Source organism: Tepidimonas sp. HKU78, from assembly GCF_049860815.1.
In the GTDB taxonomy this organism is placed as follows: Bacteria; Pseudomonadota; Gammaproteobacteria; order Burkholderiales; family Burkholderiaceae_C; genus Tepidimonas.
In genome coordinates this window covers 2,360,575-2,386,380 of the sequence record NZ_CP187547.1, presented here as the reverse complement: position 1 = coordinate 2,386,380, position 25,806 = coordinate 2,360,575, and the positions used below count along the sequence as shown (strand labels likewise).

Sequence of the window (25,806 nt, the reverse complement as noted above, 5' to 3'; positions counted from 1 at the left end):
GCTCCGCGGCACAATAGCGGGATGTCGTCGCACGACCGCTATTCACCCCCGATCTGGCAGACCCGTCGGTTTGCCATCGATTTGCGGCATCCCCGCGTGATGGGCATCGTCAATGTCACGCCGGATTCGTTTTCCGACGGTGGTGCCCATGCCGGCGTGGACTCGGCGCTGCGCCATGCCGAAACGCTGCTGCGCGAAGGGGCGGACATCCTGGACATCGGCGGGGAGTCCACGCGCCCCGGCGCGCAGCCGGTGCCCCTGCAGGAAGAGCTGGCGCGGGTGCTGCCCGTGGTGCGCGAAGCCGTGCGCTGGAACGTGCCCCTCAGTATCGACACCTATAAACCCGAGGTGATGGCCGCCTGCCTGGCCGAGGGCGCGGATATCGTCAACGACGTGTGGGCCTTGCGTCGCGTGGGCGAAGACGGGCGCAGTGCCGAAGCGGTGGTTGCGCAACACCCGGCGTGCGGCGTGGTGTTGATGCACATGCACCGCCAGCCACAGGACATGCAGGTGCAGCCGATGCAGGGTGACGCGGTCACCCAGGTGCGCGATTTCTTGGCCCAGCGCGCGCAAGCGCTGCAGGCGCGCGGCGTGGCAGCCGCGCGCATCGTGTTGGACTACGGCATCGGTTTTGGCAAAACGGTGGAGCAAAATCTCGACTTGCTCGCGCGCCAGCACGAATTGCTGACGTTGGGGTACCCGCTGCTGGCTGGCTGGTCGCGCAAATCGACGCTCGGGCGCATCACGGGCGTGGACGATCCCCAACAGCGCATGCCCGCCAGTGTGGCCGCGGCGCTGCTGGCGGTGCAGCGCGGCGCCCGCATCGTGCGCGTGCACGAGGTGGCCGCGACGGTGCAGGCCCTGCGGGTCTGGATGGCCTTGAACGATAGGGAGGACGCATGACACGCCAATACTTTGGTACCGATGGCATCCGCGGCACCGTGGGCACGCCACCCATCACGCCCGACTTCGCGCTGCGGCTGGCCCATGCCGTGGGCCAAGTGCTGCGGCGCACCGAGCCCCGCCCCACGGTGCTGATTGGCAAGGACACCCGTATCTCCGGCTATATGCTGGAGTCGGCGATGGAGGCGGGCTTCGCGTCGGCCGGGGTGGACGTGGTATTGCTGGGGCCCGTGCCGACGCCCGCGGTGGCCTACCTCACGCGCGCACAGCGCGCGAGTCTCGGTGTGGTCATCAGCGCTAGCCACAACCCGTATCCGGACAATGGCATCAAGTTTTTCAGTGCGCAGGGTACCAAGCTACCGGATGCGTGGGAGGTCGAGGTCGAGGCGGCGCTGGCCCAGCCGCCGCAGTGGGCTGACGCGGCCACGCTGGGCCGGGCGCGACGGCTCAACGATGCTGCAGGCCGCTATATCGAATTTTGCAAAAGCACCTTTGCACCCGAGTTGAGCCTGCGCGGACTCAAAATCGTCGTCGATGCCGCGCACGGGGCCGCGTACCAAATCGCCCCCGCGGTGTTCCATGAACTGGGCGCCGAGGTGGTGCCCATTGGCTGCCAGCCCGACGGCCGCAACATCAACGACGGTGTGGGCGCCACCCACCCGCAAACCCTGGTGCGCGCCGTGCGCGAGCATCAGGCCGATCTGGGCATTGCGCTGGACGGGGACGCGGACCGCCTGCAGATGGTGGACGCCAGCGGTCGCCTGTTCAACGGTGACGAGCTGCTGTACCTGCTGGCCGATGACCGCCTGGGGCGCGATGAGGTGGTGCCCGGCGTGGTGGGCACGCTGATGACCAACCTGGCCGTGGAGCAGGCGCTGGCGGCACGGGGCGTGCGCCTGGTGCGCGCCAAGGTTGGCGACCGCTATGTGCTGGAGGAGCTGCACCGCCACCACTGGCTGCTCGGTGGCGAGGGGTCGGGACACCTCATCATCTTGGATCGCCAGACGACGGGGGACGGGATCGTCGCGGCGTTACAGGTGCTGCAGGCCTGTGTGCGTCAGGGGTGTTCGTTGGCCGAGCTGCTGCAAGGGGTGACGCTGTTCCCCCAGGTCATGCGCAATGTGCGCCTGGCGCCGGGCGTACGCTGGCAACAGATGCCCGCGCTGCAGCGTGCGCAGGCCGAGGCAGAGGCGGCGCTGCAGGGGCAGGGGCGGGTGCTGATACGCGCCAGCGGTACCGAGCCCGTGTTGCGGATCATGGTAGAAGCGCGCGATGCGGCGCTGGCCGAGCAATGGGCAGAGCGGCTCGCGCAGGCCGTCGCGCAGCCCCAGCCGGTGGTCGAGGTCAATGCTGCCTGACACGCTGCTGGCGTTCTCTCGCAGCCTAGCGCCGGGCGCCCGCCAATGAGGCGTCCCGCATCGGCATCGGGTCGAGCACACCACCTGCCGGCCAGCCAGTACCCCATTCCAGTGTTGCAGCCAACTGCTGTCGGCCAGTGTCACCTCGTGGCGGTGGCGGTCGTCGTGCGGGGTTTCGTGGGCGATGGCCGCTGGTAAGAGGGCGGGGATGTCCTGGATCAGGCTGCCGCCAAACGCCACCTTGATGAGCTGCATACCGCGACAATTTAGAATGGGCTTGCCGGCCTCCCTAAACTCGCGCACGAGCTCCAGTTCGTAAGCGTCGCGTACCGGGTTGCCGCTCTATTTGGACCAGCGTGTCGCGCGAGGTGGCCCACTGTGCGACCGATTGTTCCCGCACTTGCAGTGTCTTGCTGCGCAGCCCCGTGCTGCCCGCCTCCGGATGAAAAATCCGGGCCGACAGGCCGATGTGGATGGGGCGGCGGCGTCCAAACATGGTAGTGAATCAAATTGCACCACATGGCAGACGCTGGTGCGGGTGTCTGGTTCCCACCTGTGGGCCCAATCCGCGGTACGGGGACTGCCTGTCAAACCCTGGCACTGCCGTCGATGCGCCGCCACAGCGCTTGCCCGGCGCGGATCACGCGGCCCGGCTCGATCCCGGTGGCCAACGTCCAGCCTCGGGGCACGAACATCAGGATGGTGGAGCCGTGCTCGAACCAGCCCAGCTCTTCACCGCGCGCGACGTGGGCGTCGCACGGGATGTCATGGGCCCCACGCCAGCGCAGGTGCAGCGTCACATCGACGAAGTGCAGCCGGATGCTGGCCACCAGAATCGCCGCCACGGGTACGAGTGCAATGTCGTGGCCGGCGCCTTGTAGCGTGGCCTCGACGACGGCGCGCTCGTTGCGGCAAAACAGGCGCGGGATACGCCGCACCGCCGCTGGGTTGACGTTGAACGCGTCACCGCTGATGTAGTGCACATGGTGCACGTGCATGTCGGCCGGCGCGTGAAAGCGGTGGTACATGGTCGCTGTCAGGCGCAAGGTCACGAAGTGGCCGTCCGTGTAGCGCGCAGCCGCCCGCGGCCCCATCAGTTCCTCTAGCCGGTAAGTCAGCCCCTTGGCTTGCCACGCCTGCGTGCCCAGGACGGGGCCGCAGGCACCGACGATGGCGTCGCACGGACTGCACAGCACGTCTGGATCGTCGTCGAACGGGCGTGCCCCCGGGCGCAGGGCGCGCGTGAACACGTCGCGCAGGCTGCGGTAGGGGCCCGGTGCGGCTTCGCTGAGATCCAAATCCGACCAGCGCTGCCACAGCGCGACCGAGATCCGCGTCAACCCCGGGGATCGCACCCGGCTGAACCAACCCATCGCGTACGTCAACAAGGCGCGCGGGACGTGGTTGGTGAGCACGAAGTTGAGCGTATCCGCCGCCGGCAGGTAGGCACGCCAGCCGGTGCGGGGTTGGTCCAGCGCGGCTTTCACACGGGTGTCAAAGGGCATGGTTACAACCATGCCACGACTGTTTGAAGGGACCGTGACATGATCGAATGGACCTGGTGGCCCGCCCTGGTGACCGCGGCGGGGCTCCCCTGGGGATGGCGGAGGCTGCAACTGTCGCGTGCCAAACACCCCTCGCTGGCGGGGCACGTGCGCATGGCCAAACGGGTGGCACGGGCGCTGCCGGCGTATCAGTGGCAGGTGCCGCAAGCCTTTGCGCTCGATGGCGCGCCGCCACCTATCGTGCAGCAGCGACGCGCGGCGTGGCAGGCGCTCGGTGAGCGGCTGCGCGAGCGCGCCCCGCGCACACTGGCGCTGACCGCGCAGGCGCGCGACGGCATGCCCGACTTGCGACTGACCGGGCGCTACCGGGTGCCGTATCCGTTCGCGGAACTGGCGCGCGAGTTGCCCATCGGTGCCTTTTGGGCACGCAACGACGGTCCTTGGCTGGTCGATCTGGACGACAACCGCTACTTCGACCTGACCGGCTCGTACGGCGTCAATCTATTGGGGCTGGACGCGTACAAAGCGCTGACGCGGCAGGGGGTTGAGATCGGCGCCGAATTGGGCCCGGTGCTGGGCGGGCTGCACCCCTGTGTGGCCGACAACGTCGCGCGCCTGAAGGCAATCAGTGGCATGGACGATGTGACATTTCACATGTCCGGCACCGAGGCGGTGATGCAGGCGGTGCGTTTGGCGCGCTACCACACCGGACGGCGCTACGTGGTGCGCTTCGCCGGCGCCTACCACGGCTGGTGGGAGGATGTGCAACCCGGCCCCGGCAACCCCATGCCGCCGCGCGAGACGTACACGCTGGCCGACATGAGCGAGCACGCGCTGCGGGTGATTCGCACCCGGCGCGACATCGCCTGCGTGCTGGTCAACCCGCTGCAAGCGCTACACCCCAACCGCGCAGCACCCAGCGACTCGACGCTGGCCACCGGGACGCGCCAAGCAGGCTTCGACCGCGCCGCCTATACCGCGTGGCTGCAGGCATTGCGCCAGGCGTGCACCGACGCCGGCGTGGCGCTGATTTTGGATGAGGTGTTCGTCGGTTTTCGCCTCGCGATGGGGGGTGCGCAAGCCTACTTCGGTGTGCCTGCGGACCTGGTCTGCTACGGCAAGACGCTGGGCGGTGGCTTGCCGGTGGGCGTGGTGTGTGGACGGCGTCGCTGGATGGAGCGCTGGCGGCCGGAGCGCCCCGCCGACCTGTGTTTTGCACGCGGAACGTTCAATGCGCACCCCGCCGTCATGGGAGCGATGAATGCCTTTTTGCGTGTGCTCGACACCGCTGAGGTCAGCCGGCTCTACGAGGGGCTCGACGAGCGCTGGCGCCATTGGGAAGCCCGCTTCAATGAGGCGTTGCGCGCTGCAGACCTGCCGGTACGGGTGGCGGCGCTGTCGTCCATCTGGACGCTGACGTACCACCAACCGGGGCGCTACCACTGGCTGCTGCAATACTACCTGCGCGATGAAGGGTTGGCGCTGAGCTGGGTGGGCACGGGGCGCTGGATCTTTCCGCTCACCATCCGCGATGAAGAATTGGAAGAGGTGCTGCAGCGGCTGCTGCGCGCCTGCAGGCGCATGCGCGACGACGGCTGGTGGTGGCGGGATCCTGAACTCGATGACGCCGCCTGGGCGCGACGTATTCGGCGGGGTCTGCTGCGCGAGACGGTGCGTGCTTGGTTGCGACGCCCGCCCGCGCAGCCGTGACGGGGGCTGCTCAGCCCGCCCGCGGGTGGCCCGGGTCGAGCAGCTCGCCGCGCAACAGGTGCAACGGGGCGCGGTGGTACAGCACGATGTCGTGGAAGGGATCGGTCAGGATCTTGGTCACCCACACGATGCCGGTGAACAGGTCCTTTTGCACCGCCAGTTGCAGCACGCGCACGACGAGCGCGGCCACGGCCAGCCACAGCCACAGCCAGCCCACATTGCGCCAAAAGCCCCACATGTCTTCATGGGGAGTCAGCCAACCAAAGAACGACGGACCCCACCACAACGCGATCGGGGCGGCGGCCCACACCGCGTGCAGGATCACTTTACGGCGCAGGTTGTAGCCCACCTTGATCGCTTCTTTGTATTCGTGGGTACATTGGTTGCGCGCGTCGTAGCCCTTGGGCTCGAAGAAAAAATGGCCCGACTGCCGAGCAATCATCGCCACACCCCAGGCGATGAGGGACGCGACCGCGGGGTCGAAGAAGACCCAAACGTACGCCACCAGAAAGCTGCAGGCGCTGATCAGGTGCAGCGTCTGGTTGATGCGGCTTTGGTGGTAGTAGCGGTGATCGTCCCAGCGCTGTTCGTGCAGGGTGCGTAAAAAACGTTGCATGGCCGGTTGTCCTCGTCGAGATGCAGGGGAGTTCGTCGCTGCGCCGCAGCCGCCCGCAGGGGCCCCAGCGCGCGGGCTTCATCGTGGTGTCACCGTGTGACGCCGTCGTGACAATGCCGCAGCCGCCCCTTGTCACACGTTTGACGCACTGGCCACGCATGCTGCTGGCCATGGACGAGCGCATCATGATCGAGAGCTTCCCGCCCCGGCGCATCACGCTGCGCGTCTCGGTGGTGACCGAAACCTTTCCGCCCGAGGTCAACGGCGTGTCGACCACGGTCGAGCGCCTGGTGCGCGGGCTGCAGCGTCGTGACCACGATATGCAGGTCATTCGCCCGCGCCAGACCAGCGACGGTTGGGACCGCGAGGGGGCTCGGCTGGGGCTGGAGCAGGTGCTCACGCGCGGCTTGCCGATTCCGCGCTATCCACAGCTGCGTATGGGGCTGCCCGCGCAGCGTGCGCTGCAGTCGCTGTGGATGCACCGCCGGCCTGACATCGTCCACATTGCCACCGAAGGCCCCTTGGGCTGGTCGGCGCTGCGTACGGCGCGCAAATTGCGGCTGCCGGTCAGCACCGATTTTCGCACACACTTCGAGGCGTACAGCACCCACTACGGCGTGGGCTGGCTGCGCCGCTCGGTGCAGGCGTATCTGCGCCGCTTTCACAATCAGGCCGACTGCACGCTCGTGCCCACGCAGGCGCTGGCCGACGCGCTGCGCGCGCAAGGGTTCGAGCGCTTGATCGTGGTGCCACGCGGCGTGGACACCGACCGATTCACGCCGCGCCACCGCCATCCCCTCTTGCGCGAGTCGTGGGGGGCGCCCGGCGATACGCCGGTGTTGCTCTATGTAGGGCGGCTGGCACCGGAGAAAAATCTCGAGCTGCTGGTGCGCACCTATCGGGCGATGATCGACATCGACCCACGCTGGCGTCTGGTGGTGGTGGGTGACGGACCGATGCGTGACCGGCTCGCCGAACACTGCCCGCAGGCGGTCTTCACTGGGGCCCTGACGGGCGACGCACTGGCGCGTGCCTATGCCAGCGGCGATGTGTTGGCCTTTCCGAGCATGACGGAGACATTCGGCAACGTTACGCTAGAGGCGCTAGCCAGCGGGTTGCCCGTGTTGGCCTTCGACTACGCGGCTGCAGCCCAGGTGGTGCGCTCCGGTGTCAACGGATGGTTGGCGCCAGTGGGCGATGAGGACGCTTTCGTCGAGCATGCCCGGCGCCTCGCGCGCGAGCGGGACTGGCTGCCGCGCCTGCGCGCGGGTGCGGCCGATGCGGTGGCGCATTTGGGGTGGGACCGGATCGTTACCCAAACAGAGCATATTTGGGTTCGCCTGCTGGCCGCGCATGCCGCGGGGCCGGGCGTCATTCGCTCGTCGGCTTGGTGGGACGGTCAGCCCGCCATTGGCGGGTGACCAGCCATAACGCGGCCATCGACGCGGACAACATGAGCCCCAGCGACGTCAACAGCGGCACCAGCGGGACGTCGGCACGCAAGGCGGCGGCCAGCAGTGCAGTCGACAGCAGCACGCCCGCGTTCTCGTTGAACCCCTGAATCGCGATCGACTGGCCGGGCTGCAGCAGCCGATGCCCCCGATATTGCAGCAATGCATTGAGGGGCACTACCAACACACCACCCAAAAAGCCGAGCAGCATCAAAATCCCCACCGCCCACGGCGTCGAAGTGAGTTGTACCCCCACCGCGAGGAGCAGCCCCATGGCCACACCGGCTGGCAGCACCCGCCACGCGCGCACCAGTGCCACGCGGTGTGCCGCCCAGCCGGCACCGGCAATCACACCCAGTGCGACGGTGGCCTGCAGGTAGGCCGCTCGGTCTAACGGCAACCCGAGTCGCTGCTCGGCCCAGCGCAGCATAGCCACCTGCATCAACGCCCCGATGGCCCAAAAAGACGTGGTCACGGCCAACGAGAGTCCACCGAGCAGGTCACGCCACAGGCGTCGGTTGTCGTGCCAGAAGCGCGGCCACAAGCGGCGCCAGTCGTCCGTTTGCCAGGGCCGTCGGGCTGCCCGTGCAGGGATGCGGCCGTTGCACCACGCCGCCACCGCGTACAGCGCCAGCACCACCCCAAAGGCTGGCAGCAGCGCCGTCGGTGGGCACACCGGGCCAAGCAGGTTTGCCCATGTGCCATCCAGCGGCAAGCGCCACATCGGCGAGACCCACCAGCCGCCCAGCGCCGTGCCCAGCAGCAGCGACAGCACCACCGAAACCTCCGCCCAACCGTTGGCGGCGACCAGCAGCCGCCCGGGTACCGACTCGGTGATCCAGCCGTACTTGGCGGGCGCGTACAGTGCCGCGCCCAAGCCAAGCAGGGCGAAGGCCAGCAAGGGCTGCAAGCCCGCGACCAGCGCCAGTACCGCCACCGCTTTGAGCGCGTTCATCTGCGCCATCAAGCGCTGTTTAGGGACGGCGTCGGCCCACGCGCCTGCCACCGGTGCCAGCAACACATAGCTCCAGGTAAAGGCGAACTTGAGCAAGGGTGCCCACCACAGCGGATGCTGTTGTTCTTGAAGGTAGGCGATGGCCACGATCAGTACCGCGTGGTCGGCCAGGCCCGAGCAGAACTGCGCCGCCAGCAGCCAAAAAAAACCTGCAGGCATGGTGGGCAAGCCTGACACGGGCACGTGACGGCGTCGTGACGCAGCGGGGCAGGGCGGCTCATGTCACGGCCATGACACGCTTTCGCCAAGGGCGTGTCATGACGGGTTTTCAGAATGCGGTTCAACGGGGTCGGGCTGGCGATCGCCGGCTCCCCGCCCCACTTTGCGGAGACGTCCACATGATGAAAGAAGTGCCCACGCCCACGTTGCACCTGACACCCGTGGGGGATTTGTCCCCTGGCCGCGCGGCCGGGAGGTTACTTCACCCTGGGGTGGCTGAAGCGGCTCGCCCCGCTGCGCCGCTCGAAGTCGTCTGGGCGCGACACCTCGATGACGTGCGCGCGGCGCAGCGGCTGAGGTATCACGTGTTTGCCGAGGAGATGGGGGCGCGCCTGCGCACGCCGCTACCCGGGCACGACGTGGATTTGTTCGACGACCACTGCGAACATTTGCTGGTGCGTGACGGTGCCAGCGGCGATGTGGTGGGAACCTACCGCGTGCTCACGCCGGTGCAAGCGCGTCGCGTCGGCTGTTTTTACAGCGACACCGAATTCGACCTGACGCGGCTGCGGTCGCTGCGCGACCAAATGGTCGAGCTGGGCCGCTCGTGCGTGCACCCGGCGCACCGGCACGGCGGCGTCATCATGGCGCTGTGGGCGGCGCTGGCCGACTTCATGCAGCGCAACCGGCTAGAGGTGATGATCGGCTGCGCCAGCATCCCGATGCAGCACGAGGGCCCGCACGGCATGGCGGGGGGCGGGCACGCCGCCGCCAGCATCTGGCGCCAGGTGCGCGAGCGTTACCTCGCCCCTGTCGAATATCACGTCCGCCCGCGCTTGCCGCTGCCGGTGGACGAGTTGGACGACGGCCTTCCGGTCGAGCCGCCCGCGCTGGTCAAAGGCTATCTGCGATTGGGTGCCAAGGTGCTCGGCCCCCCCGCGTGGGATCCGGACTTCAACACGGCCGATCTGCCGATGATGATGCGGCTGGGCGACATGCCGGCCCGCTATCGGCGCCACTTGCTGGGGTCGTGATGTTGCGCAGCGGGTGGTCGAGCGTCACGACGGCCCCGGCGGCGGCCGCTGGGGCTTGGACGCCCAAGATGGCGGCGCGCTGTGTGGAGCCGTTGGTCGAGGACGACGACGACGGCGAGCCCTTGGGGGTGCGGCGCCAGCGGTTGCGCACCGTATTCATCTCGGATGTGCACTTGGGCACGCCCGGCTGCCAGGCCAAGGCGTTGCTGGCATTTCTCAAGGCCCATCCCAGTGATCGCCTGTACTTGGTGGGCGACATCATCGACGGCTGGCAACTGCGGCGGCGCTGGTACTGGCCGCAAAGCCACAACGATGTGGTGCAGAAAATCCTGCGCCGTGCGCGCAAGGGCTGTCGCGTGGTGTTCGTGCCGGGCAACCACGACGAATTCGTGCGTCACTTCGTGGGCCACCAGTTCGGCGGGGTAGAGGTGGTGGACGAGGCGGTGCACGTGACCGCCGACGGACGCCGCTTGTGGGTGACGCACGGTGATCTCTACGATGGCGTGATTCAGTATGCCAAATGGCTGGCGTATCTGGGTGATACGGCGTACGAACTGGCGCTGCGGCTCAACCGGCACCTCAACTCTTTACGCGCGCGGCTCGGGTTGCCGTATTGGTCGCTGTCGCAGTACCTCAAGCACCGGGTCAAGTCGGCGGTGGGCTTCATCACCCGATACGAGGAGGCGCTGGCCGCCGAAACGCGTCGGCGCGGGCTCGACGGGGTGGTCTGCGGGCACATTCACCGCCCCGAGATGCGTACGATCGATGGGGTGTTGTATTGCAACGACGGTGATTGGGTGGAAAGCCTGAGCGCCTTGGTGGAGCACAGCGACGGGCGGTTGGAAATCATCCATTGGGCGCATGGTCGCCTGCTGGAACCGGCGGGCACCCCGACACGCGCTGGTGTGTTCCCCGGATAAATCCGGTTGTCATCGTTTCGTCACGTGGCGGGACGCCGAAGCGGCAATAATCGCAGGCGATGGCACACCGCCCTTCCTTTGACCGGCCGGCCTCGCCGGCGGCGATGACCATGACCCAGGCAGTCCACCCCTCACACCCCCGTCACGCTTTTCTCGACCGCGACCAAAGCATTCTGGCCTTCAACGAGCGCGTGCTCGACTGGGCCTGCCGTGCCGACGTGCCGCTGCTGGAGCGGCTGCGCTACCTGGCCATCGTCTCGTCCAACCTGGACGAATTTTTCGAGGTCCGCTTCGCCCCGCACCACACCGCGCGCCTGACCAACGAACAGCGCGGCCCCGCGACTGTCGAGACCTACCGGGCATTGACCGAGCGCGTGCATGCGCTGGTCGAGCGTCAATACGCCATTTACAACGATGAGGTCCTGCCCGCCCTGGAAAAACGTGGTATCCGCATCATCGCACACGGTGAGCGCAACCCGCGCCAGCGCCGTTGGGTGCGCGAGTACTTCGTCAACGAGGTGCAGCCGCTGTTGTTGCCCGTCGGGCTCGACCCTTCGCACCCGTTTCCGCAGGTGGCCAACAAGTCGCTCAACTTCATCGTTCGGCTGGGGGGGCGCGACGCGTTCGGGCGCGAAAACGAAATCGCTATCGTCAAGGTGCCGCGCGCGCTCAAGCGCTTCGTGCAGATGCCAGCGGTCAAGGGTTCCAAGCAACTGCACTTCGTGTCCGTCTCCAGCATCATCCGTGCACACCTGCCGGATCTCTTCCCCGGTCGCACGGTGCTGGAGTTCTCGCAGTTTCGCGTCACGCGCCACTCCGACCTGGCCGTGGACGAGGAAGAGGTCAAAAACCTGCGCACCGCGCTGCGGCTGGGCCTGCAGCAGCGCCACTACGGCCAGGCGCTGCGGCTGGAGGTGTCTGCCGGTTGCTCCGACTTTTTGGCGGGCTTTTTGCTCGAGCAATTCAATCTGCCGCCCGAGAGCCTCTACCGCGTGGCGGGCCCAGTGAACCTGGTGCGCCTCAACCAGTTGGTGGACCTGATCGACGCCCCGGCGCTGCGCTTCGAGCGCTTTACGCCCGGCTGGCCGGTGGCGCTGGTGCCGGGGCAGTCGTTCTTCGAACGGCTCAAGCAGGGGGATGTGCTCATCCACCAGCCGTTCGAGAGCTTCGACGCGGTGCTGGCCTTCCTGCGCGAGGCGGTGGAAGACCCTCAAGTGCTCGCCATCAAGCAAACCATCTATCGCACCGGCTCGCGCGGCGAAATGACCGAGCTGTTGCGCGAAGCGGTGCGCCGCGGCAAAGAAGTGACCGCCGTGGTGGAACTCAAGGCCCGTTTCGACGAGGAAGCCAACATCAATCACGCCGAACGACTCGAATCGGTCGGGGCGCAAGTGGTCTATGGCATCGTGGGCCTCAAGACCCACGCCAAAATGCTGCTCGTCACGCGCCGCGAGGACGGGCGGCTGGTGCGCTACGCGCACGTCTCCACGGGCAACTACAACCCCGGTACGGCCAAGCTCTACACCGATCTGAGCTACCTGACGGCCGATGAGGCCCTGACGGCGGACATCGACCACATTTTTAGGCATCTCGCCAGCCAGAACCGGCTGCCACGGCTGCACAAGGTGTTGATGGCGCCGTTCCAGTTGCAAAAAGGCCTGCTCGAGCGCATCGATGCCGCGATCGCGGCCGCCAAGGCGGGGCAGCCCGCCCACATCACGCTCAAAATGAACGCGCTGACGGACGAGCCGTTGGCGCGCGCGCTGGTGGCGGCGTCGCAGGCAGGGGTGCAGATCGACGCCATCGTGCGCGGCGCCTGCATCCTCCCGGCGGGCGTGCCCGGCTACACCGACCACGTGCGCATTCGCTCCGTCATCGGCCGTTTTCTCGAACATTCGCGGGTGTTTTATTTCCGCTACGGCGAGACCGAGGAGCTGTGGCTGTCGAGCGCCGACTGGATGAACCGCAACATGCTGCGGCGGGTAGAGCTGGCCTGGCCCGTCACCGATCCCCAGCTACGGGCGCGCATCATGGATGAGTGTTTGCACCTGTACCTGAGCGACCAGCGCGACGCCTGGTTGTTGCAGCCCGATGGGCAGTATGTCAAGGCGGCGGCCGCGGCGGGCCGCTCGGCGCGCGGCAGCGGCCTGCTGTCCGCGCAGTCCACGCTGATGGGGCGTTACGGCACGAAAGGGTGATGGCGATGGACTTGATTTTGTGGCGACACGCCGAGGCCGAGGACCTGGACGAAACCGACGAGGGCGGCGGCGACGACCTGTCGCGGCGCCTGACCCCGCGCGGGGAAAAACAGGCCGCACGCATGGCCGCGTGGCTGGACCGCCAGTTGCCTGAGGGTACCCGCATCTGGTCCAGCCCCGCGGTGCGCACCGAGCAGACCGTGCTGGCCCTGGGGCGCCGCTACCGCGTGCGGCCCGAGCTGGGCCCCGACGGGTCGCCACAGGCGCTGCTGGACGTGGTGCAGTGGCCCGATGCGCGCCACCCTTCGCTGGTGGTGGGACACCAGCCGACGCTGGGCCGGGTGGTGGCCCAGCTGCTGGGCATCGAGTCGGGTGAGTGTTCGATTCGCAAAGGGTCGGTCTGGTGGCTGCGCCGGCGCGAGCGCCATCAAGACTGGCAGACCATCGTGCTGTGCGTGCAGACGCCGGAACTGCTGTAGCCAGCGCCACCGGTGCCGGCCCTCAGCCCAGATCGACCACCAGACGCCACGGCGTGCGTGACCAAGCCTCGGCTTCCTCTTGCAACAACCACGCCGATTGCGGGTACTGGCGCGCCCAACCGGGGCCAGTGGTCAGCCGAAACTGGCGTGTCGACGTCTGCTTCAGCTGCACGGTGGCGACGTCCGGATCCCGACGGGCGTGGCACAGCAGCACCGCCAGCCGCAGACACAGCAGCTGTTTGACGAACAACTCGTCCTCCAGCATGGTTTCTACTTTGCGCAGTTTGCCGCGCTGGCCCAGCACCAGCAGACTCAGCCGGTGTAACTCGGGCAGCGAAAAGCCCGCCGCGTCCACATGATCCAGGATGTAGGCGCCGTGTTTGTGCGCGTCCGTGTGCGAGATGTGCGCGCCGATCTCGTGCAGCCGCGCCGCCCAGGCCAGCTTCTGGGAAAAGCGCCCGTTGTTCGGGTCTGGCCTGGCCACCTGCTCGAACAGGCGCACCGCGACGCTGCGCACCCGCTCGGCCTGCGCGGCGTCGGTCTGAAACTTTTGCGCCAACCAGCGTACCGTACGTTCGCGCACGTCGGTCTCGAGCGAGGCGCGGTCGATCAAATCGACCAGCGCTCCTTGGCGCAGCGCCCCCTGAGCCCGATGGACGACCGTCCAGCCAAACAAGTCGAACAGCGCCAGCATGACGCTGAGCCCGCCCGCCAGCACGGGGCGGCGATCATCCTTGAGCCCCTCCAAGCGCACCGCATCCACGTGGCCTGCGCGCACCAGCCGCTCGGCCACCCAATCGATGCCCTCGCGCGTGATGAGGCCGGGTGGAAACCCGGCCAGCCCCAGCATGTCGGCCAGCGCCCCGGCCGTGCCGGAGGAGGCGTAAACCGCATCCCAGCTGCCGGGCACGAACACCTCGAGCGCCTCATCCAGCACCGCTTGGGCGGCGATGACCGCCCGCCGCAGCGCTCCCTCGCTGACACGTCCCCCAGGGAAATACCGGTTCGACCACGCCACGCTGCCCAAGCCGTACGACGCCATGCGTTGCGGGCGGTAGCCCTGGCCCAAAATGACCTCGGTCGAACGACCGCCGATGTCGACCACCAGGCGCCGCTCGTCCGAGTGCGGCAGCAAGTGGGTCACGCCCTGGTAGATCAGGCGCGCCTCTTCGTGCCCGGCGATGACGTCGATCGGAAACCCCAGAATGGCTTGGGCGCGGACCAAAAAGTCGTCACGGTTGCGGGCTTCCCGCAGGGTTTGCGTGGCCACGGCCCGAACCTGTCGGCGATCGAACGTGCGCAGTCGCTCGGCAAAGCGGGCCAGGCATGCCCATCCTCGCTCCATCGCCACCAGGCTGAGGGTGTGGTTTTCGTCCAAGTCGGCCCCAAGACGCACCGTCTCCTTGAGGTACTCGACCCGTTCGATGTGGCCGCTCTGGTAGCGGCCAATCTCCAGGCGAAAGCTATTGGATCCAAGGTCCAGGGCGGCCAGCAGGGTTCCGTCTTGCATGCAGGGCTTCCAGTCGTCGGCCTGCAGCATACCAAACCCCCGTGACGGCGCCGCGGTGCCGCGCCGCACGGATGTCACAAAACCGTCACAAAGCGTCACTACACTCCCGATCGTGTTGATGCACACCACGAAAGGATCCGCATGAAACGCCAATTCCTCAAGGCCGTCGCCGCCGTCGCCGTGGCTTCCGTCACCCTGGGCTGGGGCTCCGCCGCCATGGCCGCCGACATCACCGGCGCGGGCGCGACCTTCCCGTTCCCGATCTACGCCAAGTGGGCGGAAGAGTACAAAAAGGTCACCGGCATCGGCCTGAACTACCAGTCCATCGGATCCTCGGGCGGTATTCGCCAGATTCGCGCCAAGACGGTGGCCTTCGGTGCTACCGACGCCCCCCTGCCGGGCGACGAGCTGGAGCGCGACGGCATGGTGCAGTTCCCCGCCATCATCGGCGGCACGGTGCCCGTGTTCAACCTGGACGGCTTCGGCAAGGGTGAGCTGCGCATCACCGGCCCCGTGCTGGCCGAGATGTTCATGGGCAAGATCAGCAAGTGGAACGATCCCAAGATCGCCGCGCTGAACCCGGGCAAGAAGCTGCCCGACCAGGCCATCACCGTCGTTCACCGTGCCGACGGCTCGGGGACCACCTTCAACTGGACCGATTACCTGAGCGCGGTCAGCAAGGAATGGGCCGACACCGTGGGTAAGGGCGCCGCCGTCAAGTGGCCGGCACCGACCTCCGTGGGCGGCAAGGGCAACGAAGGCGTGGCGGCCAACGTCTCGCGCATCAAGGGCTCGATCGGCTATGTCGAGTACGCCTATGCCAAGAAGAACAACATCCCCGTGATGCAGTTGCAGAACCGCAACGGCAAGTTCGTCATGCCCGACGATGCGACCTTCGCCGCCGCCGCGGCCGGCGCCGACTGGTTCAGCGTCCCCGGCATGGGCATCTCCCTGGTCAACCAGCCCGGCGACAACGCCTATCCGGTGGTCACGGCGTCCTTCATCCTGATGTACAAGGAGCCGACCAACAAGGCCGAGAGCGCCGAGGTGCTCAAGTTCTTCGACTGGGCCTTCAAGAACGGCAAGCAGATGGCGCTGGACCTGGACTACGTGCCGCTGCCCGACAAGCTGACCGCCGAGATCCGCAGCAAGGTCTGGTCGCAGATCAACAACAAGTGATCCGCTGAGACCCGTGCGCCCGTCGGCGGCTTGTGAGCGCCGACGGGTTTTTGTTGGATATTCTCCGGAGCCTCAGGTCGATGAACGTGGACATTCCCATGACCCACCCCACCGAAGCCCCCGATGCCGCCGATGCGTCCCGCGTGACGGCGATCGCCCGCCGCCAGCGGCTGCAGGATGTCGTCTTCCATCGGCTGACGCAGGCGTTTTCCCTGCTGGTGTTGCTGGCGTTGCTGGGCATCATCGTCTCGCTGTTCATCAACGCCTGGCCCGCATTCCAGAAGTTCGGCATCCGCTTCCTGTGGTACGTGGAGTGGGACATCGTCAACGAGGAGTTCGGTGCCGCCATCGCCATCGTCGGCACCCTCATCAGCGCCGGCATCGCGCTGCTGCTGGCGGTGCCGCTGGCCTTTGGCATCGCGCTGTTCCTGACCGAGACGTGCCCGGTCTGGCTGCGGCGGCCGCTCGGCACCGCGGTGGAGCTGCTCGCCGCGGTACCCTCCATCATCTACGGCATGTTCGGCCTGTTCGTGTTCGCGCCCCTGTTCGCGGACTATGTGCAGGTGCCGCTGCAAAGCCTGCTCGGCGGCATGCCCCTGATCGGCTGGCTGTTCGGCGGTGCGCCCACGGGTCTGGGCATCCTGGCCGCGGGCATCATCCTCGCCTTCATGATCCTGCCGTTCATCGCGGCGGTCATGCGCGACGTGTTCGAGATCGTGCCCGGGATTCTGCGCGAGTCGGCCTACGGCCTGGGCTGCACGACCTGGGAGGTGGTGCGCCGTATCGTGCTGCCCTACACGCAAAAGGGCGTGATCGGCGGCGTCATGCTGGGTCTGGGGCGCGCGCTGGGCGAGACGATGGCCGTGACCTTCGTCATCGGCAACGCCAACCGCATGCCCACGTCGCTGTTTTCGCCCGGCACGTCGATTGCGTCCACGCTGGCCAACGAATTTGCCGAAGCGGCCGACTTTCACCTCTCGGCGCTGTTTGCGCTGGGGCTGCTGTTGTTCCTCATCACCTTCGTGGTCTTGGCACTGGCCAAGCTCATGATTTTGCGCGCCGAAAAGGCCAAGGGGCTCTGACATGGCGATCGACGACCGACTCTACGCCCGGCGCCGGCTGTCCAACGCCGTCGGCCTGACCCTGTCGATGGCCGCGATGGCCCTGGGCCTGGCGGTGTTGCTGTGGATTCTGTATGTGCTGTTTTCCAACGGCATCGCGGCCATCGACGGCAACATCTTCACCAAGGACACGCCGGCCCCCGGCACCGAAGGCGGCGGCCTGCGCAATGCCATCGTCGGCAGCCTGATGATCGTTGGCCTGACGGTGCTGGTTTCCACGCCGATCGGCATTCTGGCGGGGGTCTATCTGGCGGAGTACGGCGACACCAGCCGCACCGCGTCGCTGACGCGCTTCGTCACCGACATCATGCTGTCGGCGCCGTCCATCGTGTTGGGTCTGTTCGTCTACGCCATTGCCGTGGCGACGGTGGGCAATTTCTCGGGCTATGCGGGCAGCCTGGCGCTGTCGCTGATCGCCGTGCCGGTGGTGGTGCGCACCACCGAGAACATGCTGCGGCTGGTGCCCGGCAGCCTTCGCGAGGCGGCGTTTGCCCTGGGCGCGCCGCGCTGGAAGGTGGCGACGATGGTGACGCTGCGCGCGGCCCGCAGCGGCGTCATCACCGGGGTGTTGCTGGCCGTAGCCCGCATCAGCGGCGAGACGGCGCCGCTGCTGTTCACGGCGCTCAACAACCAGTTCTTCAACACCGACATGGGCAAGCCCATGGCCAACCTGCCGGTGGTCATCTTCCAGTTCGCCATGAGCCCGTACGACAACTGGATCCGCCTGGCGTGGGGCGGGGCGCTGCTGATCACGCTCGCCGTGCTGCTGCTCAACATCCTGGCGCGCGTCTACTTCCGCGAGCGCGCGCCCAAGTGAGCCGATGACCCATTCCCAGGATACGCAGGATACGCAGGAACATTCCACCATGACCGCCTCCATTTCTACCGCAGCGGCACTCGGCGAGAACCGGGCGGCCTCGGCCGCGCCCGAGCGCAACGCGATCGAGATCCGCAACCTCAATTTCTATTACGGTCAGTTCCAGGGGCTCAAGAACGTCTCGCTGGACATCCCCGAGCGCCGCGTGACGGCCTTCATCGGCCCCTCGGGCTGCGGCAAGTCCACGCTGCTGCGCACGCTCAACCGCATGTACAGCCTGTATCCGGGGCAGCGTGCCGAGGGCGAAATCCGCTTCGACGGCCGCAACATCCTCGACCCCGACACGGACCTGAACCTGCTGCGCGCGCGCATCGGCATGGTGTTCCAAAAGCCCACGCCGTTTCCGATGACGATTTACGAGAACATCGCCTTTGGCGTGCGTCTGTACGAAAAGCTGTCCAAGTCCGACATGGACGACCGCGTCGAGTGGGCGCTGACCAAGGCGGCCCTGTGGAACGAGGTCAAGGACAAGCTGCACCAAAACGGCATGTCGCTGTCGGGCGGCCAGCAGCAGCGTCTGTGCATCGCGCGCAGCGTGGCGGTCAAGCCCTCGGTGGTGCTGCTCGACGAGCCGACCTCGGCGCTGGACCCCATCTCCACCGGCAAGATCGAAGAGCTGATCCACGAGCTCAAGACCGAGTACACGATCGCCATCGTCACCCACAACATGCAGCAGGCCGCGCGCTGCAGCGACTACACCGCCTACATGTATCTGGGCGAGTTGATCGAGTTTGGCGAGACGGAGCAAATCTTCGTCAAGCCCAAGCGCACGGAAACCGAGGACTACATCACCGGGAGGTTCGGCTGATCATGGAAAAACACCTGTCCAGCCAGTTCGACGAGGAACTCAACCGCATCTCGACCCGCGTGCTCGAGATGGGGGGCGTGGTGGAGTCGCAGCTTCGCCATGCCATCTATGCCCTCTATCAGCTCGACCTGCCGGCCACGCAGCAGGTGCTGGAGCTGGAGGAGCGCGTCAACCGGCTCGAGGTCGAGATCGACCGCGACATCACCTCGGTGATGAGCCGGCGCCAGCCCACCGCGCGCGATCTGCGCCTGCTGGTGGGCGTCTCGCGCGTCATCGTCAACCTGGAGCGCGCTGGCGACGAGGCCGCGCGCATCGCACGCCTGACCAAGGACTTCATCGACGCCGGTGCCCCGCGCGCGCTGCCCATCGACGATCTGGTCAACGCCGCCAAGATGGCGGCCGAGTCGATTCGCGCCACGCTCGACGCCTTTGCCCGGCTGGATGTGCAGGCGGCGATCAAGGTCATCGACGAGGACAACCGCCTCGACGTGGTGTACGAGGGCTTCGTGCGCAAGCTGATCACCTACATGATGGAAGACCCGCGCATGATCACCCCGTGTCTGGGGCTGATGTTCCTGGCCAAGGCGGTCGAGCGCGTGGGCGACCACGCGAAGAACATCGCCGAGGCCGCGGTCTATGTGGCCATGGGCAAGGACATCCGGCACGCCACGCCGGCCGAGCGCGAATCTGCCATCAAATGAGAAAGCTGCCCCGTGTTCTGGTGGTCGAGGATGAGCCCTCGATCGCGGAATTGATCGCGGTCAACCTGCGGCACAACGGATTCACGCCGATCGTGGTGTTCGACGCCGACGCAGCGGTGCGCGAGGTCGAAGCGGTGTTACCCGACGTGATTCTGCTCGACTGGATGCTGCCCGGCGGCAGCGGGGTGCAGCTGGCACGCCAGTGGCGAACCCTCGAGCGCACGAAGACCGTCCCCATCATCATGTTGACGGCGCGCTCGGAGGAGTCCGACAAGGTCCAGGGACTCGATGCCGGCGCGGATGACTACGTTACCAAGCCATTTTCCACCCAGGAGCTGCTGGCCCGCATTCGCGCCGTCCTGCGTCGGCGGGCACCGGAAGCCGTCAACGACACGGTTCAGGCCGGTGGTTTGCTGCTCGATGCGGCAGCGCACCGCGTGTCGTTCGAGGGCCGCGAGCTCAAGGTCGGCCCCACGGAGTTTCGGCTGCTGCATTTTTTGATGAAGCACCCCGAGCGGGTGCACACGCGAGCGGCGCTACTCGATCGCATTTGGGGCGACCATGTCTTCATCGAAGAGCGCACCGTTGACGTGCACATCAAGCGCCTGCGCGAGGCCCTGGGGGCGGCCGGGGCGATGATCGAAACCGTGCGCGGCGCGGGATACCGGTTTTCGCCTCGGGCCATCGAGTCGGTGACCGACGGCGTGCGCACCGCGTGATCCGTGCTGCGCCATTCGGCGGGATGGCGCAGGGGTTCGTCATAATGTCCCCATCATGACGCGACGTGCGCTCGAACTGCTGGTCTCGACCGCGGTGCCCGCAGCGGTGGCTTTGTGGTGGCCCGGTGGCGGCACGTGGGGCGTGCTGGGGGCGCTGGGGGGGGCGTTGGTCTGGCTGGCGTGGGACGAGCGGCGTGCCCAGCGGGTGTTGGCTTGGTTGCGTGAGCCGTCGGTCTCTCGGTTGCCCGACGTGGGGCCGTGGTGGGGTGAGCTGGTGGAGCGCACGCGCCGCGCGCTCAAGGCGGCCAACCGCAAAGCGCGCAAGGCCAATGCGCGTTTGCAGGAATTTTTACTTGCCATCCAAGCGTCGCCCAATGGTGTCGTGCTGCTCAGCAAGGAAGGCACCATCGAGTGGTGCAATCTGACCGCGGGCGAGCATCTGGGCTTCGACGCCAAGCGCGATCTGGGCCAGCGCATCCGCAACCTGGTGCGCGACCCGACATTCATTGCCTATTTGAACCAGCGTGATTTCACCCGTGCGGTCGAGATCGACGGTCGCCACGCCCGCCCAGGGCACCCCCAGCGCATCTCGGTACAGATATTCCCGTACGCCAAAGGGCGTCGGCTGTTGCTCACGCGCGACATCACCACCATTGAGCTCGCCGAAGCGATGCGGCGTGACTTCGTGGCCAACGTCTCGCACGAGATCCGCAGCCCGCTGACCGTGATCTCTGGCTTCATCGAGACCCTGCAAACCTTGCCCCTGCAGGAGGACGAGCGGCGCCATTATCTGGCGCTTATGCAGCAGCATGCGCAGCGCATGCAAACCTTGGTCGACGATCTGTTGACCCTGTCGCGACTGGAGGGTAGCCCCGCGCCCGATGACTCGCAATGGGTGGACGTGGCCGACCTGTTGGACGAGGCGTTTGCCCAAGCGCAGGCGCTCGCTGGCGTGCTGCACGCCGGACGCCAGCAGCTGGCGCGGGTGCCGGGACCGGCGGCCGAAGTGGCGGGGGCGCGCAGCGAACTGCTCAGCGCCTTGGGTAATCTGCTCAGCAATGCGGTGCGCTACACCCCGGCCGACGGGCGGGTCGAAGCGGGCTGGCGGCTGTTGGGTGAAGGTGATCTTGAGTTTTTCGTCACCGACAACGGCCCCGGCATCGCCGCCGAACATCTGCCGCGCCTGACCGAGCGGTTTTACCGGGTCGACCGCAGCCGTTCGCGCGACAGCGGTGGCACGGGGCTCGGACTGGCCATCGTCAAGCACGTCGCCCAGCGACACGGAGGCCAGCTGCTCATCGACAGCACGGTTGGCGTGGGCTCCACCTTTCGGCTGCGCTTGCCACCAGCCCGCGTGCGGGCCCGGGATCTTGGCTGACGTTCAGCGCCGCTCGAATACCAGCCACCGCTCGCGGTTTTCGCGCAGGCGGGGCACCTCCGTGCGCAGCCGCCAATCGGCGATGTCGATGACTTGCACCAGTGAAGGGTAGTCGCGGGGGTTGACCACCAGCAGGCTGCAGCGCTGCCCGCCGGGTTGCCCAGCGCGCCGCACCTCGAGTCCGCCGTGATGCTGCAAACCGGCGATACGGGCCGCATCCAGCCCGTGCACAAGCACGCAGTCGCCAGCGGGCACCAGCGCGGCGATGCGCTGCGACACCGGGGCCTGGCCCATGCCATGGTTGAGCATCGGCAACCATAGGGTCATGAGCAGCAGCCAGTTGAGGACGGATCCTGCGGCCGAGAGCACGACGCTCTTCCAAAGGGCTGGGCGATGGTGCCCCAGCCGCCATACCACCACGCCCAACCAGGCCAGTGTGGCCGTCAGGGCAGGCAGCCACAGGGCCCAGTGCGTGGTGGGCTCGAAGCCCGGCAGCAGGCGCGCGACGTTGGCGGCTGGCTTCGGCGGCACGCCCGTGTGCACCGCAATCCAGATGATCCAGATGATGAGCGCGGCGCCCGTGAAAAAAAGCACCGCGAACCAATCGATCAGCGCGCTGACGCTGCGGCGCAGCGTCGGCAGGGCAAAGGCGGCCAAGCTGGCCAACGGCGGCAGGGCCAGCAGCAGCGTTCGGTCGTCTCCCGCGTCGAGCCAGGTTGCCACCAGCACGATGACCACCAGGGTCGCGGGCCAGCCGATGTGCGGCTCGCGCCAACGGCCGCGCCAGCGCCACAACGCCCACAGGGCAAACGCGGCCGCGGGCCACAAGAACCATCCCAACAATCGTCCGTAGCTGAGCCAAGTCGCCGGCGTTGTCCAAACCTCCCAGCGCACAGCCGTCCATTCCCCTGTGCGGCCCGCGGCGTTGGCCAGCACCCATGCCGCGGCCAGGGCCGATAGGGTGCCAAGCGCCGCGCCCCAGCGAACGGCGCGTCCGAGCGGCACTCGGTGCCACCACAGCAGGGCGGCGGCGCTGATGGCCAACAGCACCCATGGGGCACCCGACAGCGCCAATCCCCACGCCGCTAGCCACCACCACGCCAGCACCCGCGCGGCGTGACCAGTGCCGGGGGTGTCGTCGATCGCCAGACCGCGCACCACGGCGTAGTGCAGCAGCGCGACAAAGGCCAACTGGGCTGCGGCGGGCGTGACCTCGTGCGCGGGCAGGGCCAGCCCCAAGGTGGCCACCAGCGCCAGCAGCGCGCCGTCGGCCAGTGCGCGGGCGTAATCGGTCGGCCGCGCCTCACCGCCAAACGCCAGCGCCACGGGTTGTGCTGCGGGCTGGCGCGCGAGCCGGTACGTGGCGTACCACGTCGCGGCCAAGGTGCCGAGCAGCAGGGCCACGAATGGCACGCGTGCCGCCAGCTCGGCGGGCAGCGGTAACGATTGCATGGCCAGTGCCCCCAGCCAATAGGGCAGCCACGCCAGGGGCGAGGCCGGCTCGCCCAGTACCTGCGGTGTCCACCACGGGCCGCCGCGCACCATGTCGATCATGACCGCGAATGCCGCCAGATCGTCGGTGCGCCAGGGATCGCGCCCCAGAAAGCCCGGCAGCACGTAGATGGCGATCAGCAGCCACGGGACCCAGCGCGGCAGGCGCCGGGCAGCCTGTTCGGTGACGAGAGCAGGGGTGGATTGCAGCACGTTGGGTGATGGCGGCAAGGGCTGGCGACAGGCGTTAGCCTACACGGGGCAGGCAACAAAAAAGCAGCCTCGCGGCTGCTTTTGTCGTGAGCGCCCGCTGCGGGAACGGCAGCCGGTCAGGACGGCTTGCCCGCGCGCGCATAGCGGTTGCGGAACTTCTCCACGCGCCCACCCATCGTGTCCACGCTCTTTTGCGTGCCCGTGTAGAACGGGTGCGACTCGCTGGAGGTTTCCAGCTTGAACAGCGGCAGCTCGCGGCCGTCGTCGAGCTTGATCGTCTCTTTCGTGTTGGCGCACGAGCGGATGATGAACTGGCTGCCGTTGGACAGGTCCACGAAGCAGACTTCGCGGTAGTTGGGGTGGATGCCTTCTTTCATGATCGCTTTCCTAATGCAGTAGCCACGGCCCGGCCCATCCAGGCAGCACTTGCTGCAAAGCTTGCCATTATACCTTGTCGAATCGACCGCGGTACCTCAGCCGCCGCGCCGCATGAGCTCGAAGAACTCCTGGTTATTCTTGGTCTGCTTCATGCTCTTGAGCACCATCTCCATCGCCTCGATTTCGTCCATGTTGTAGAAGAACTGGCGCAGGATGCGGGTCTTTTGCAGAATCTCGGGCGGCAGCAGCAGCTCCTCGCGGCGGGTGCCGCTGCGGCTGAGCTGGATCGAGGGGAAGACGCGCTTTTCGTACAGGCGCCGGTCGAGGTGGATTTCGCAGTTGCCGGTGCCTTTGAACTCCTCGAAGATCACTTCGTCCATGCGGCTGCCGGTGTCCACCAGTGCGGTGGCGATGATGGTGAGGCTGCCGCCTTCTTCCACGTTGCGTGCGGCACCAAAGAATCGCTTGGGTCGCTGCAGCGCGTTGGCGTCCACGCCGCCGGTGAGTACCTTGCCCGACGACGGCAGCACGTTGTTGTAGGCTCGCGCCAGCCGCGTGATGGAGTCGAGCAGGATGACCACGTCCTTTTTCAGCTCGACCAGGCGCTTGGCGCGCTCGATGACCATCTCGGCAACGTGCACGTGGCGTGCGGCCGGCTCGTCGAAGGTGGAGGCGATGACCTCGCCGCGCACGGTGCGCTGCATTTCGGTCACTTCCTCCGGGCGCTCGTCGACCAGCAGCACCATCAGCGTCACCTCGGGATAGTTGCTGGTGATGGCGTGCGCGATGTGCTGCATCATGACGGTTTTGCCGCTCTTGGGCGGCGCCACGATCAGCGCGCGCTGGCCTTTGCCGATTGGGGCGATGATGTCGATGATGCGGCCGGTGATGTTTTCCTCGCTCTTGATGCCCTCACGCTCGAGCTTCATGTGCTCTTTGGGAAAGAGCGGCGTGAGGTTCTCGAACATGATCTTGTGCTTGTTCTGCTCGGGCGGCAAGCCGTTGATCTTGTCGAGCTTGTTGAGCGCGAAATAGCGCTCGCCGTCCTTGGGGATGCGCACGTCCCCCTCGACCATGTCGCCGGTGTGCAGGTTGAAGCGCCGGATCTGACTGGGCGAGATGTAGATATCGTCGGTGCTGGCGGTGTAGCTGGCCGTCGGATCCCGCAAGAAACCGAAGCCGTCGGGCAGCACCTCCAGCACGCCGTCCGCGAACACCTGCTCGCCTGCCTTGGCGCGCTTCTTGATGATCGCAAACATCAGCTCCTGCTTGCGCATGCGGCCGGTATTCTCGATCTCGAGCGCCTCGGCCATCTTGAGCAGCTCCGAGACGTGCAGGGCCTTCAGTTCATTCAAGTGCATGGAAATCGACTCCAGACAAGGGAGTGTGCTTGGTGGCTGCGTGGCAGTGGATGCGCACGCGCCAAGACGACATTGGGGAAAACCAACAACGGCCGGAACCATACCGGCGCAATCGGTGCCCGCACGGCTGGTTGGCTACCAACCGGGGCCGGCAGCACGTGGGGCGCTGCCTTTGACACGGATTATGACACCAAACACCCCGGGCAGCCGCACAGAGGCGCCCGCGGTTGGCTGTGCGGCGCTATCAGGCCAGGTACGGCTCGATGAAGGCGGTGAGCTGCTGTTTGCTCAGCGCGCCCACCTTGGTGGCGGCGAGTTGGCCGTCCTTGAACAGCATCAACGTGGGAATGCCGCGAATACCATACTGCGCGGGTACCGTGCGATTTTCATCCACGTTGACCTTGGCCACTTGCAGTTTGCCAGCGTAAGCGGCCGCGATCTCGTCCAGGATGGGCGCGATCATGCGACAGGGGCCGCACCACTCGGCCCAGAAATCCACCAATACCGGCGTCGTCGACTTCAGGACGTCGGCGTCGAAAGTGGCATCGGTCACGTGTTTGATCAGGTCGCTCGCCATGGTGGATGGGCCTCGGGTCGTCGTGTTCGTGTCGAATGTGAGAGGTGACGAGCCTTGACCCCGGCACTGGCTACGCGGTTAGGGCTGCTTGGTTCCCCACCTGACCCGGTTGGCCGCTTCACCATGCGGGAAGGCCCGTCACCCG

At 66.9% G+C, this 25,806-nt stretch carries 23 protein-coding genes, 1 other RNA gene and 1 pseudogene; 15 read left to right on the top strand and 10 right to left on the bottom strand.

Annotated elements, in window-relative coordinates:
- The first annotated feature begins 21 nt into the window (after positions 1-21).
- Positions 22-903: a dihydropteroate synthase gene (folP, locus tag ACPYIS_RS11780; protein WP_424894708.1), complete on the top strand. Its 882-nt coding sequence runs from the start codon at positions 22-24 to the stop codon at positions 901-903.
- Complete coding sequence (gene glmM, locus ACPYIS_RS11775; protein WP_424894707.1) at positions 900-2,261, top strand: phosphoglucosamine mutase; 1,362 nt, start codon at positions 900-902, stop codon at positions 2,259-2,261. The genes folP and glmM overlap by 4 nt, the downstream gene beginning before the upstream one ends.
- A 162-nt stretch (positions 2,262-2,423) precedes the next feature.
- Here the strand turns inward: glmM and ACPYIS_RS11770 are convergent.
- Both ACPYIS_RS11770 and asd read right to left on the bottom strand, forming a co-directional pair.
- Positions 2,424-2,564, bottom strand: a pseudogene (locus ACPYIS_RS11770) (gamma-glutamyl-gamma-aminobutyrate hydrolase family protein); the annotation flags it as partial.
- 284 nt (positions 2,565-2,848) lie between these two features.
- Complete coding sequence (gene asd, locus ACPYIS_RS11765) at positions 2,849-3,766, bottom strand: archaetidylserine decarboxylase (RefSeq protein WP_424894706.1); 918 nt, start codon at positions 3,764-3,766, stop codon at positions 2,849-2,851.
- 39 nt (positions 3,767-3,805) lie between these two features.
- Between asd and ACPYIS_RS11760 the strand changes: the two genes are divergently transcribed.
- Entirely contained in the window at positions 3,806-5,476 is a 1,671-nt protein-coding gene (locus tag ACPYIS_RS11760; protein WP_424894705.1) for an aminotransferase class III-fold pyridoxal phosphate-dependent enzyme, read from the top strand.
- A gap of 10 nt (positions 5,477-5,486) precedes the next feature.
- Here ACPYIS_RS11760 and ACPYIS_RS11755 read toward each other — a convergent pair whose 3' ends face one another.
- Positions 5,487-6,092 (bottom strand): hypothetical protein, encoded by a 606-nt coding sequence (locus ACPYIS_RS11755; RefSeq protein WP_424894704.1) that lies wholly within the window; start codon positions 6,090-6,092, stop codon positions 5,487-5,489.
- Positions 6,093-6,232: 140 nt separating this feature from the next.
- Between ACPYIS_RS11755 and ACPYIS_RS11750 the strand changes: the two genes are divergently transcribed.
- Positions 6,233-7,513, top strand: coding sequence for a glycosyltransferase family 4 protein (locus ACPYIS_RS11750; protein WP_424894703.1), 1,281 nt, complete (start codon positions 6,233-6,235; stop codon positions 7,511-7,513).
- Here ACPYIS_RS11750 and lplT read toward each other — a convergent pair.
- Positions 7,464-8,717, bottom strand: a complete 1,254-nt coding sequence (gene lplT, locus ACPYIS_RS11745; RefSeq protein ID WP_424859102.1) for a lysophospholipid transporter LplT — start codon at positions 8,715-8,717, stop codon at positions 7,464-7,466. The two genes, ACPYIS_RS11750 and lplT, sit on opposite strands and share 50 nt — an antisense overlap.
- A 182-nt stretch (positions 8,718-8,899) precedes the next feature.
- Here lplT and ACPYIS_RS11740 point away from each other — a divergent pair, with 182 nt between their 5' ends.
- The 4 genes from ACPYIS_RS11740 (at position 8,900) to ACPYIS_RS11725 (ending at position 13,348) form a co-directional block, all read left to right on the top strand.
- Positions 8,900-9,751 carry a GNAT family N-acetyltransferase gene (locus ACPYIS_RS11740; RefSeq protein ID WP_425974122.1) on the top strand — a complete coding sequence of 284 codons (852 nt, stop codon included), beginning with the start codon at positions 8,900-8,902 and terminating at the stop codon, positions 9,749-9,751.
- On the top strand, positions 9,751-10,671 hold the full coding sequence (locus ACPYIS_RS11735; RefSeq protein WP_425974121.1) for a UDP-2,3-diacylglucosamine diphosphatase: 921 nt from the start codon (positions 9,751-9,753) through the stop codon (positions 10,669-10,671). The genes ACPYIS_RS11740 and ACPYIS_RS11735 overlap by 1 nt, the downstream gene beginning before the upstream one ends.
- Before the next feature lie 104 nt (positions 10,672-10,775).
- On the top strand, positions 10,776-12,869 hold the full coding sequence (gene ppk1 / locus ACPYIS_RS11730) for a polyphosphate kinase 1 (protein WP_425974119.1): 2,094 nt from the start codon (positions 10,776-10,778) through the stop codon (positions 12,867-12,869).
- 5 nt (positions 12,870-12,874) lie between these two features.
- Positions 12,875-13,348, top strand: coding sequence for a SixA phosphatase family protein (locus ACPYIS_RS11725; protein WP_424859104.1), 474 nt, complete (start codon positions 12,875-12,877; stop codon positions 13,346-13,348).
- 22 nt (positions 13,349-13,370) lie between these two features.
- Here the strand turns inward: ACPYIS_RS11725 and ACPYIS_RS11720 are convergent, their stop codons facing one another.
- Positions 13,371-14,858: an exopolyphosphatase gene (locus tag ACPYIS_RS11720; protein ID WP_424894702.1), complete on the bottom strand. Its 1,488-nt coding sequence runs from the start codon at positions 14,856-14,858 to the stop codon at positions 13,371-13,373.
- 141 nt (positions 14,859-14,999) lie between these two features.
- Here ACPYIS_RS11720 and pstS point away from each other — a divergent pair, with 141 nt between their 5' ends.
- The 7 genes from pstS (at position 15,000) to phoR (ending at position 21,641) form a co-directional block, all read left to right on the top strand.
- A complete protein-coding gene (gene pstS / locus ACPYIS_RS11715; protein WP_424859106.1) occupies positions 15,000-16,037 on the top strand; it encodes a phosphate ABC transporter substrate-binding protein PstS in 1,038 nt (345 codons plus the stop codon).
- Positions 16,038-16,135: 98 nt separating this feature from the next.
- A complete protein-coding gene (pstC, locus tag ACPYIS_RS11710; protein ID WP_424859107.1) occupies positions 16,136-17,119 on the top strand; it encodes a phosphate ABC transporter permease subunit PstC in 984 nt (327 codons plus the stop codon).
- A 1-nt stretch (position 17,120) separates the two neighbouring features.
- Positions 17,121-17,975 carry a phosphate ABC transporter permease PstA gene (gene pstA, locus ACPYIS_RS11705; RefSeq protein WP_058615584.1) on the top strand — a complete coding sequence of 285 codons (855 nt, stop codon included), beginning with the start codon at positions 17,121-17,123 and terminating at the stop codon, positions 17,973-17,975.
- 49 nt (positions 17,976-18,024) lie between these two features.
- On the top strand, positions 18,025-18,843 hold the full coding sequence (pstB, locus tag ACPYIS_RS11700) for a phosphate ABC transporter ATP-binding protein PstB (RefSeq protein ID WP_068609968.1): 819 nt from the start codon (positions 18,025-18,027) through the stop codon (positions 18,841-18,843).
- Complete coding sequence (gene phoU / locus ACPYIS_RS11695; protein ID WP_143968137.1) at positions 18,843-19,544, top strand: phosphate signaling complex protein PhoU; 702 nt, start codon at positions 18,843-18,845, stop codon at positions 19,542-19,544. The genes pstB and phoU overlap by 1 nt, the downstream gene beginning before the upstream one ends.
- Complete coding sequence (phoB, locus tag ACPYIS_RS11690) at positions 19,541-20,263, top strand: phosphate regulon transcriptional regulator PhoB (protein WP_424859108.1); 723 nt, start codon at positions 19,541-19,543, stop codon at positions 20,261-20,263. The genes phoU and phoB overlap by 4 nt, the downstream gene beginning before the upstream one ends.
- 55 nt (positions 20,264-20,318) lie before the next feature.
- Positions 20,319-21,641, top strand: coding sequence for a phosphate regulon sensor histidine kinase PhoR (gene phoR / locus ACPYIS_RS11685; RefSeq protein ID WP_424859109.1), 1,323 nt, complete (start codon positions 20,319-20,321; stop codon positions 21,639-21,641).
- A gap of 3 nt (positions 21,642-21,644) precedes the next feature.
- On the opposite strand, the gene ACPYIS_RS11680 is transcribed toward phoR, so the two are convergent.
- The 5 genes from ACPYIS_RS11680 to ffs form a co-directional block, all read right to left on the bottom strand.
- Positions 21,645-23,345: a hypothetical protein gene (locus tag ACPYIS_RS11680; RefSeq protein WP_424859110.1), complete on the bottom strand. Its 1,701-nt coding sequence runs from the start codon at positions 23,343-23,345 to the stop codon at positions 21,645-21,647.
- Positions 23,346-23,461: 116 nt separating this feature from the next.
- Positions 23,462-23,722, bottom strand: a complete 261-nt coding sequence (locus ACPYIS_RS11675; RefSeq protein WP_424859111.1) for a type B 50S ribosomal protein L31 — start codon at positions 23,720-23,722, stop codon at positions 23,462-23,464.
- A gap of 96 nt (positions 23,723-23,818) precedes the next feature.
- A complete protein-coding gene (gene rho / locus ACPYIS_RS11670; RefSeq protein WP_424859112.1) occupies positions 23,819-25,084 on the bottom strand; it encodes a transcription termination factor Rho in 1,266 nt (421 codons plus the stop codon).
- A 244-nt stretch (positions 25,085-25,328) separates the two neighbouring features.
- Positions 25,329-25,661 (bottom strand): thioredoxin TrxA, encoded by a 333-nt coding sequence (trxA, locus tag ACPYIS_RS11665; RefSeq protein WP_299022777.1) that lies wholly within the window; start codon positions 25,659-25,661, stop codon positions 25,329-25,331.
- A 43-nt stretch (positions 25,662-25,704) separates the two neighbouring features.
- An RNA gene (gene ffs, locus ACPYIS_RS11660) (signal recognition particle sRNA small type) lies at positions 25,705-25,801 on the bottom strand.
- Between the last annotated feature and the right edge of the window lie 5 nt (positions 25,802-25,806).

What these genes read in the sequence shown, in the direction of transcription:
- ACPYIS_RS11735 (WP_425974121.1), top strand. Translation starts at nt 9,751, where the DNA reads ATGTTGCGCAGCGGGTGGTCGAGCGTCACGACGGCCCCGGCGGCGGCC.
- folP (WP_424894708.1), top strand. Translation starts at nt 22, where the DNA reads ATGTCGTCGCACGACCGCTATTCACCCCCGATCTGGCAGACCCGTCGG.
- pstS (WP_424859106.1), top strand. Translation starts at nt 15,000, where the DNA reads ATGAAACGCCAATTCCTCAAGGCCGTCGCCGCCGTCGCCGTGGCTTCC.
- lplT (WP_424859102.1), bottom strand. Translation starts at nt 8,717, where the DNA reads ATGCCTGCAGGTTTTTTTTGGCTGCTGGCGGCGCAGTTCTGCTCGGGC.
- ACPYIS_RS11675 (WP_424859111.1), bottom strand. Translation starts at nt 23,722, where the DNA reads ATGAAAGAAGGCATCCACCCCAACTACCGCGAAGTCTGCTTCGTGGAC.
- glmM (WP_424894707.1), top strand. Translation starts at nt 900, where the DNA reads ATGACACGCCAATACTTTGGTACCGATGGCATCCGCGGCACCGTGGGC.
- pstA (WP_058615584.1), top strand. Translation starts at nt 17,121, where the DNA reads ATGGCGATCGACGACCGACTCTACGCCCGGCGCCGGCTGTCCAACGCC.
- trxA (WP_299022777.1), bottom strand. Translation starts at nt 25,661, where the DNA reads ATGGCGAGCGACCTGATCAAACACGTGACCGATGCCACTTTCGACGCC.
- pstB (WP_068609968.1), top strand. Translation starts at nt 18,025, where the DNA reads ATGACCGCCTCCATTTCTACCGCAGCGGCACTCGGCGAGAACCGGGCG.
- ACPYIS_RS11760 (WP_424894705.1), top strand. Translation starts at nt 3,806, where the DNA reads ATGATCGAATGGACCTGGTGGCCCGCCCTGGTGACCGCGGCGGGGCTC.
- rho (WP_424859112.1), bottom strand. Translation starts at nt 25,084, where the DNA reads ATGCACTTGAATGAACTGAAGGCCCTGCACGTCTCGGAGCTGCTCAAG.
- ACPYIS_RS11740 (WP_425974122.1), top strand. Translation starts at nt 8,900, where the DNA reads ATGAAAGAAGTGCCCACGCCCACGTTGCACCTGACACCCGTGGGGGAT.
- ACPYIS_RS11755 (WP_424894704.1), bottom strand. Translation starts at nt 6,092, where the DNA reads ATGCAACGTTTTTTACGCACCCTGCACGAACAGCGCTGGGACGATCAC.
- phoR (WP_424859109.1), top strand. Translation starts at nt 20,319, where the DNA reads ATGACGCGACGTGCGCTCGAACTGCTGGTCTCGACCGCGGTGCCCGCA.
- ACPYIS_RS11725 (WP_424859104.1), top strand. Translation starts at nt 12,875, where the DNA reads ATGGACTTGATTTTGTGGCGACACGCCGAGGCCGAGGACCTGGACGAA.
- asd (WP_424894706.1), bottom strand. Translation starts at nt 3,766, where the DNA reads ATGCCCTTTGACACCCGTGTGAAAGCCGCGCTGGACCAACCCCGCACC.
- pstC (WP_424859107.1), top strand. Translation starts at nt 16,136, where the DNA reads ATGACCCACCCCACCGAAGCCCCCGATGCCGCCGATGCGTCCCGCGTG.
- ppk1 (WP_425974119.1), top strand. Translation starts at nt 10,776, where the DNA reads ATGACCATGACCCAGGCAGTCCACCCCTCACACCCCCGTCACGCTTTT.
- ACPYIS_RS11720 (WP_424894702.1), bottom strand. Translation starts at nt 14,858, where the DNA reads ATGCAAGACGGAACCCTGCTGGCCGCCCTGGACCTTGGATCCAATAGC.
- phoB (WP_424859108.1), top strand. Translation starts at nt 19,541, where the DNA reads ATGAGAAAGCTGCCCCGTGTTCTGGTGGTCGAGGATGAGCCCTCGATC.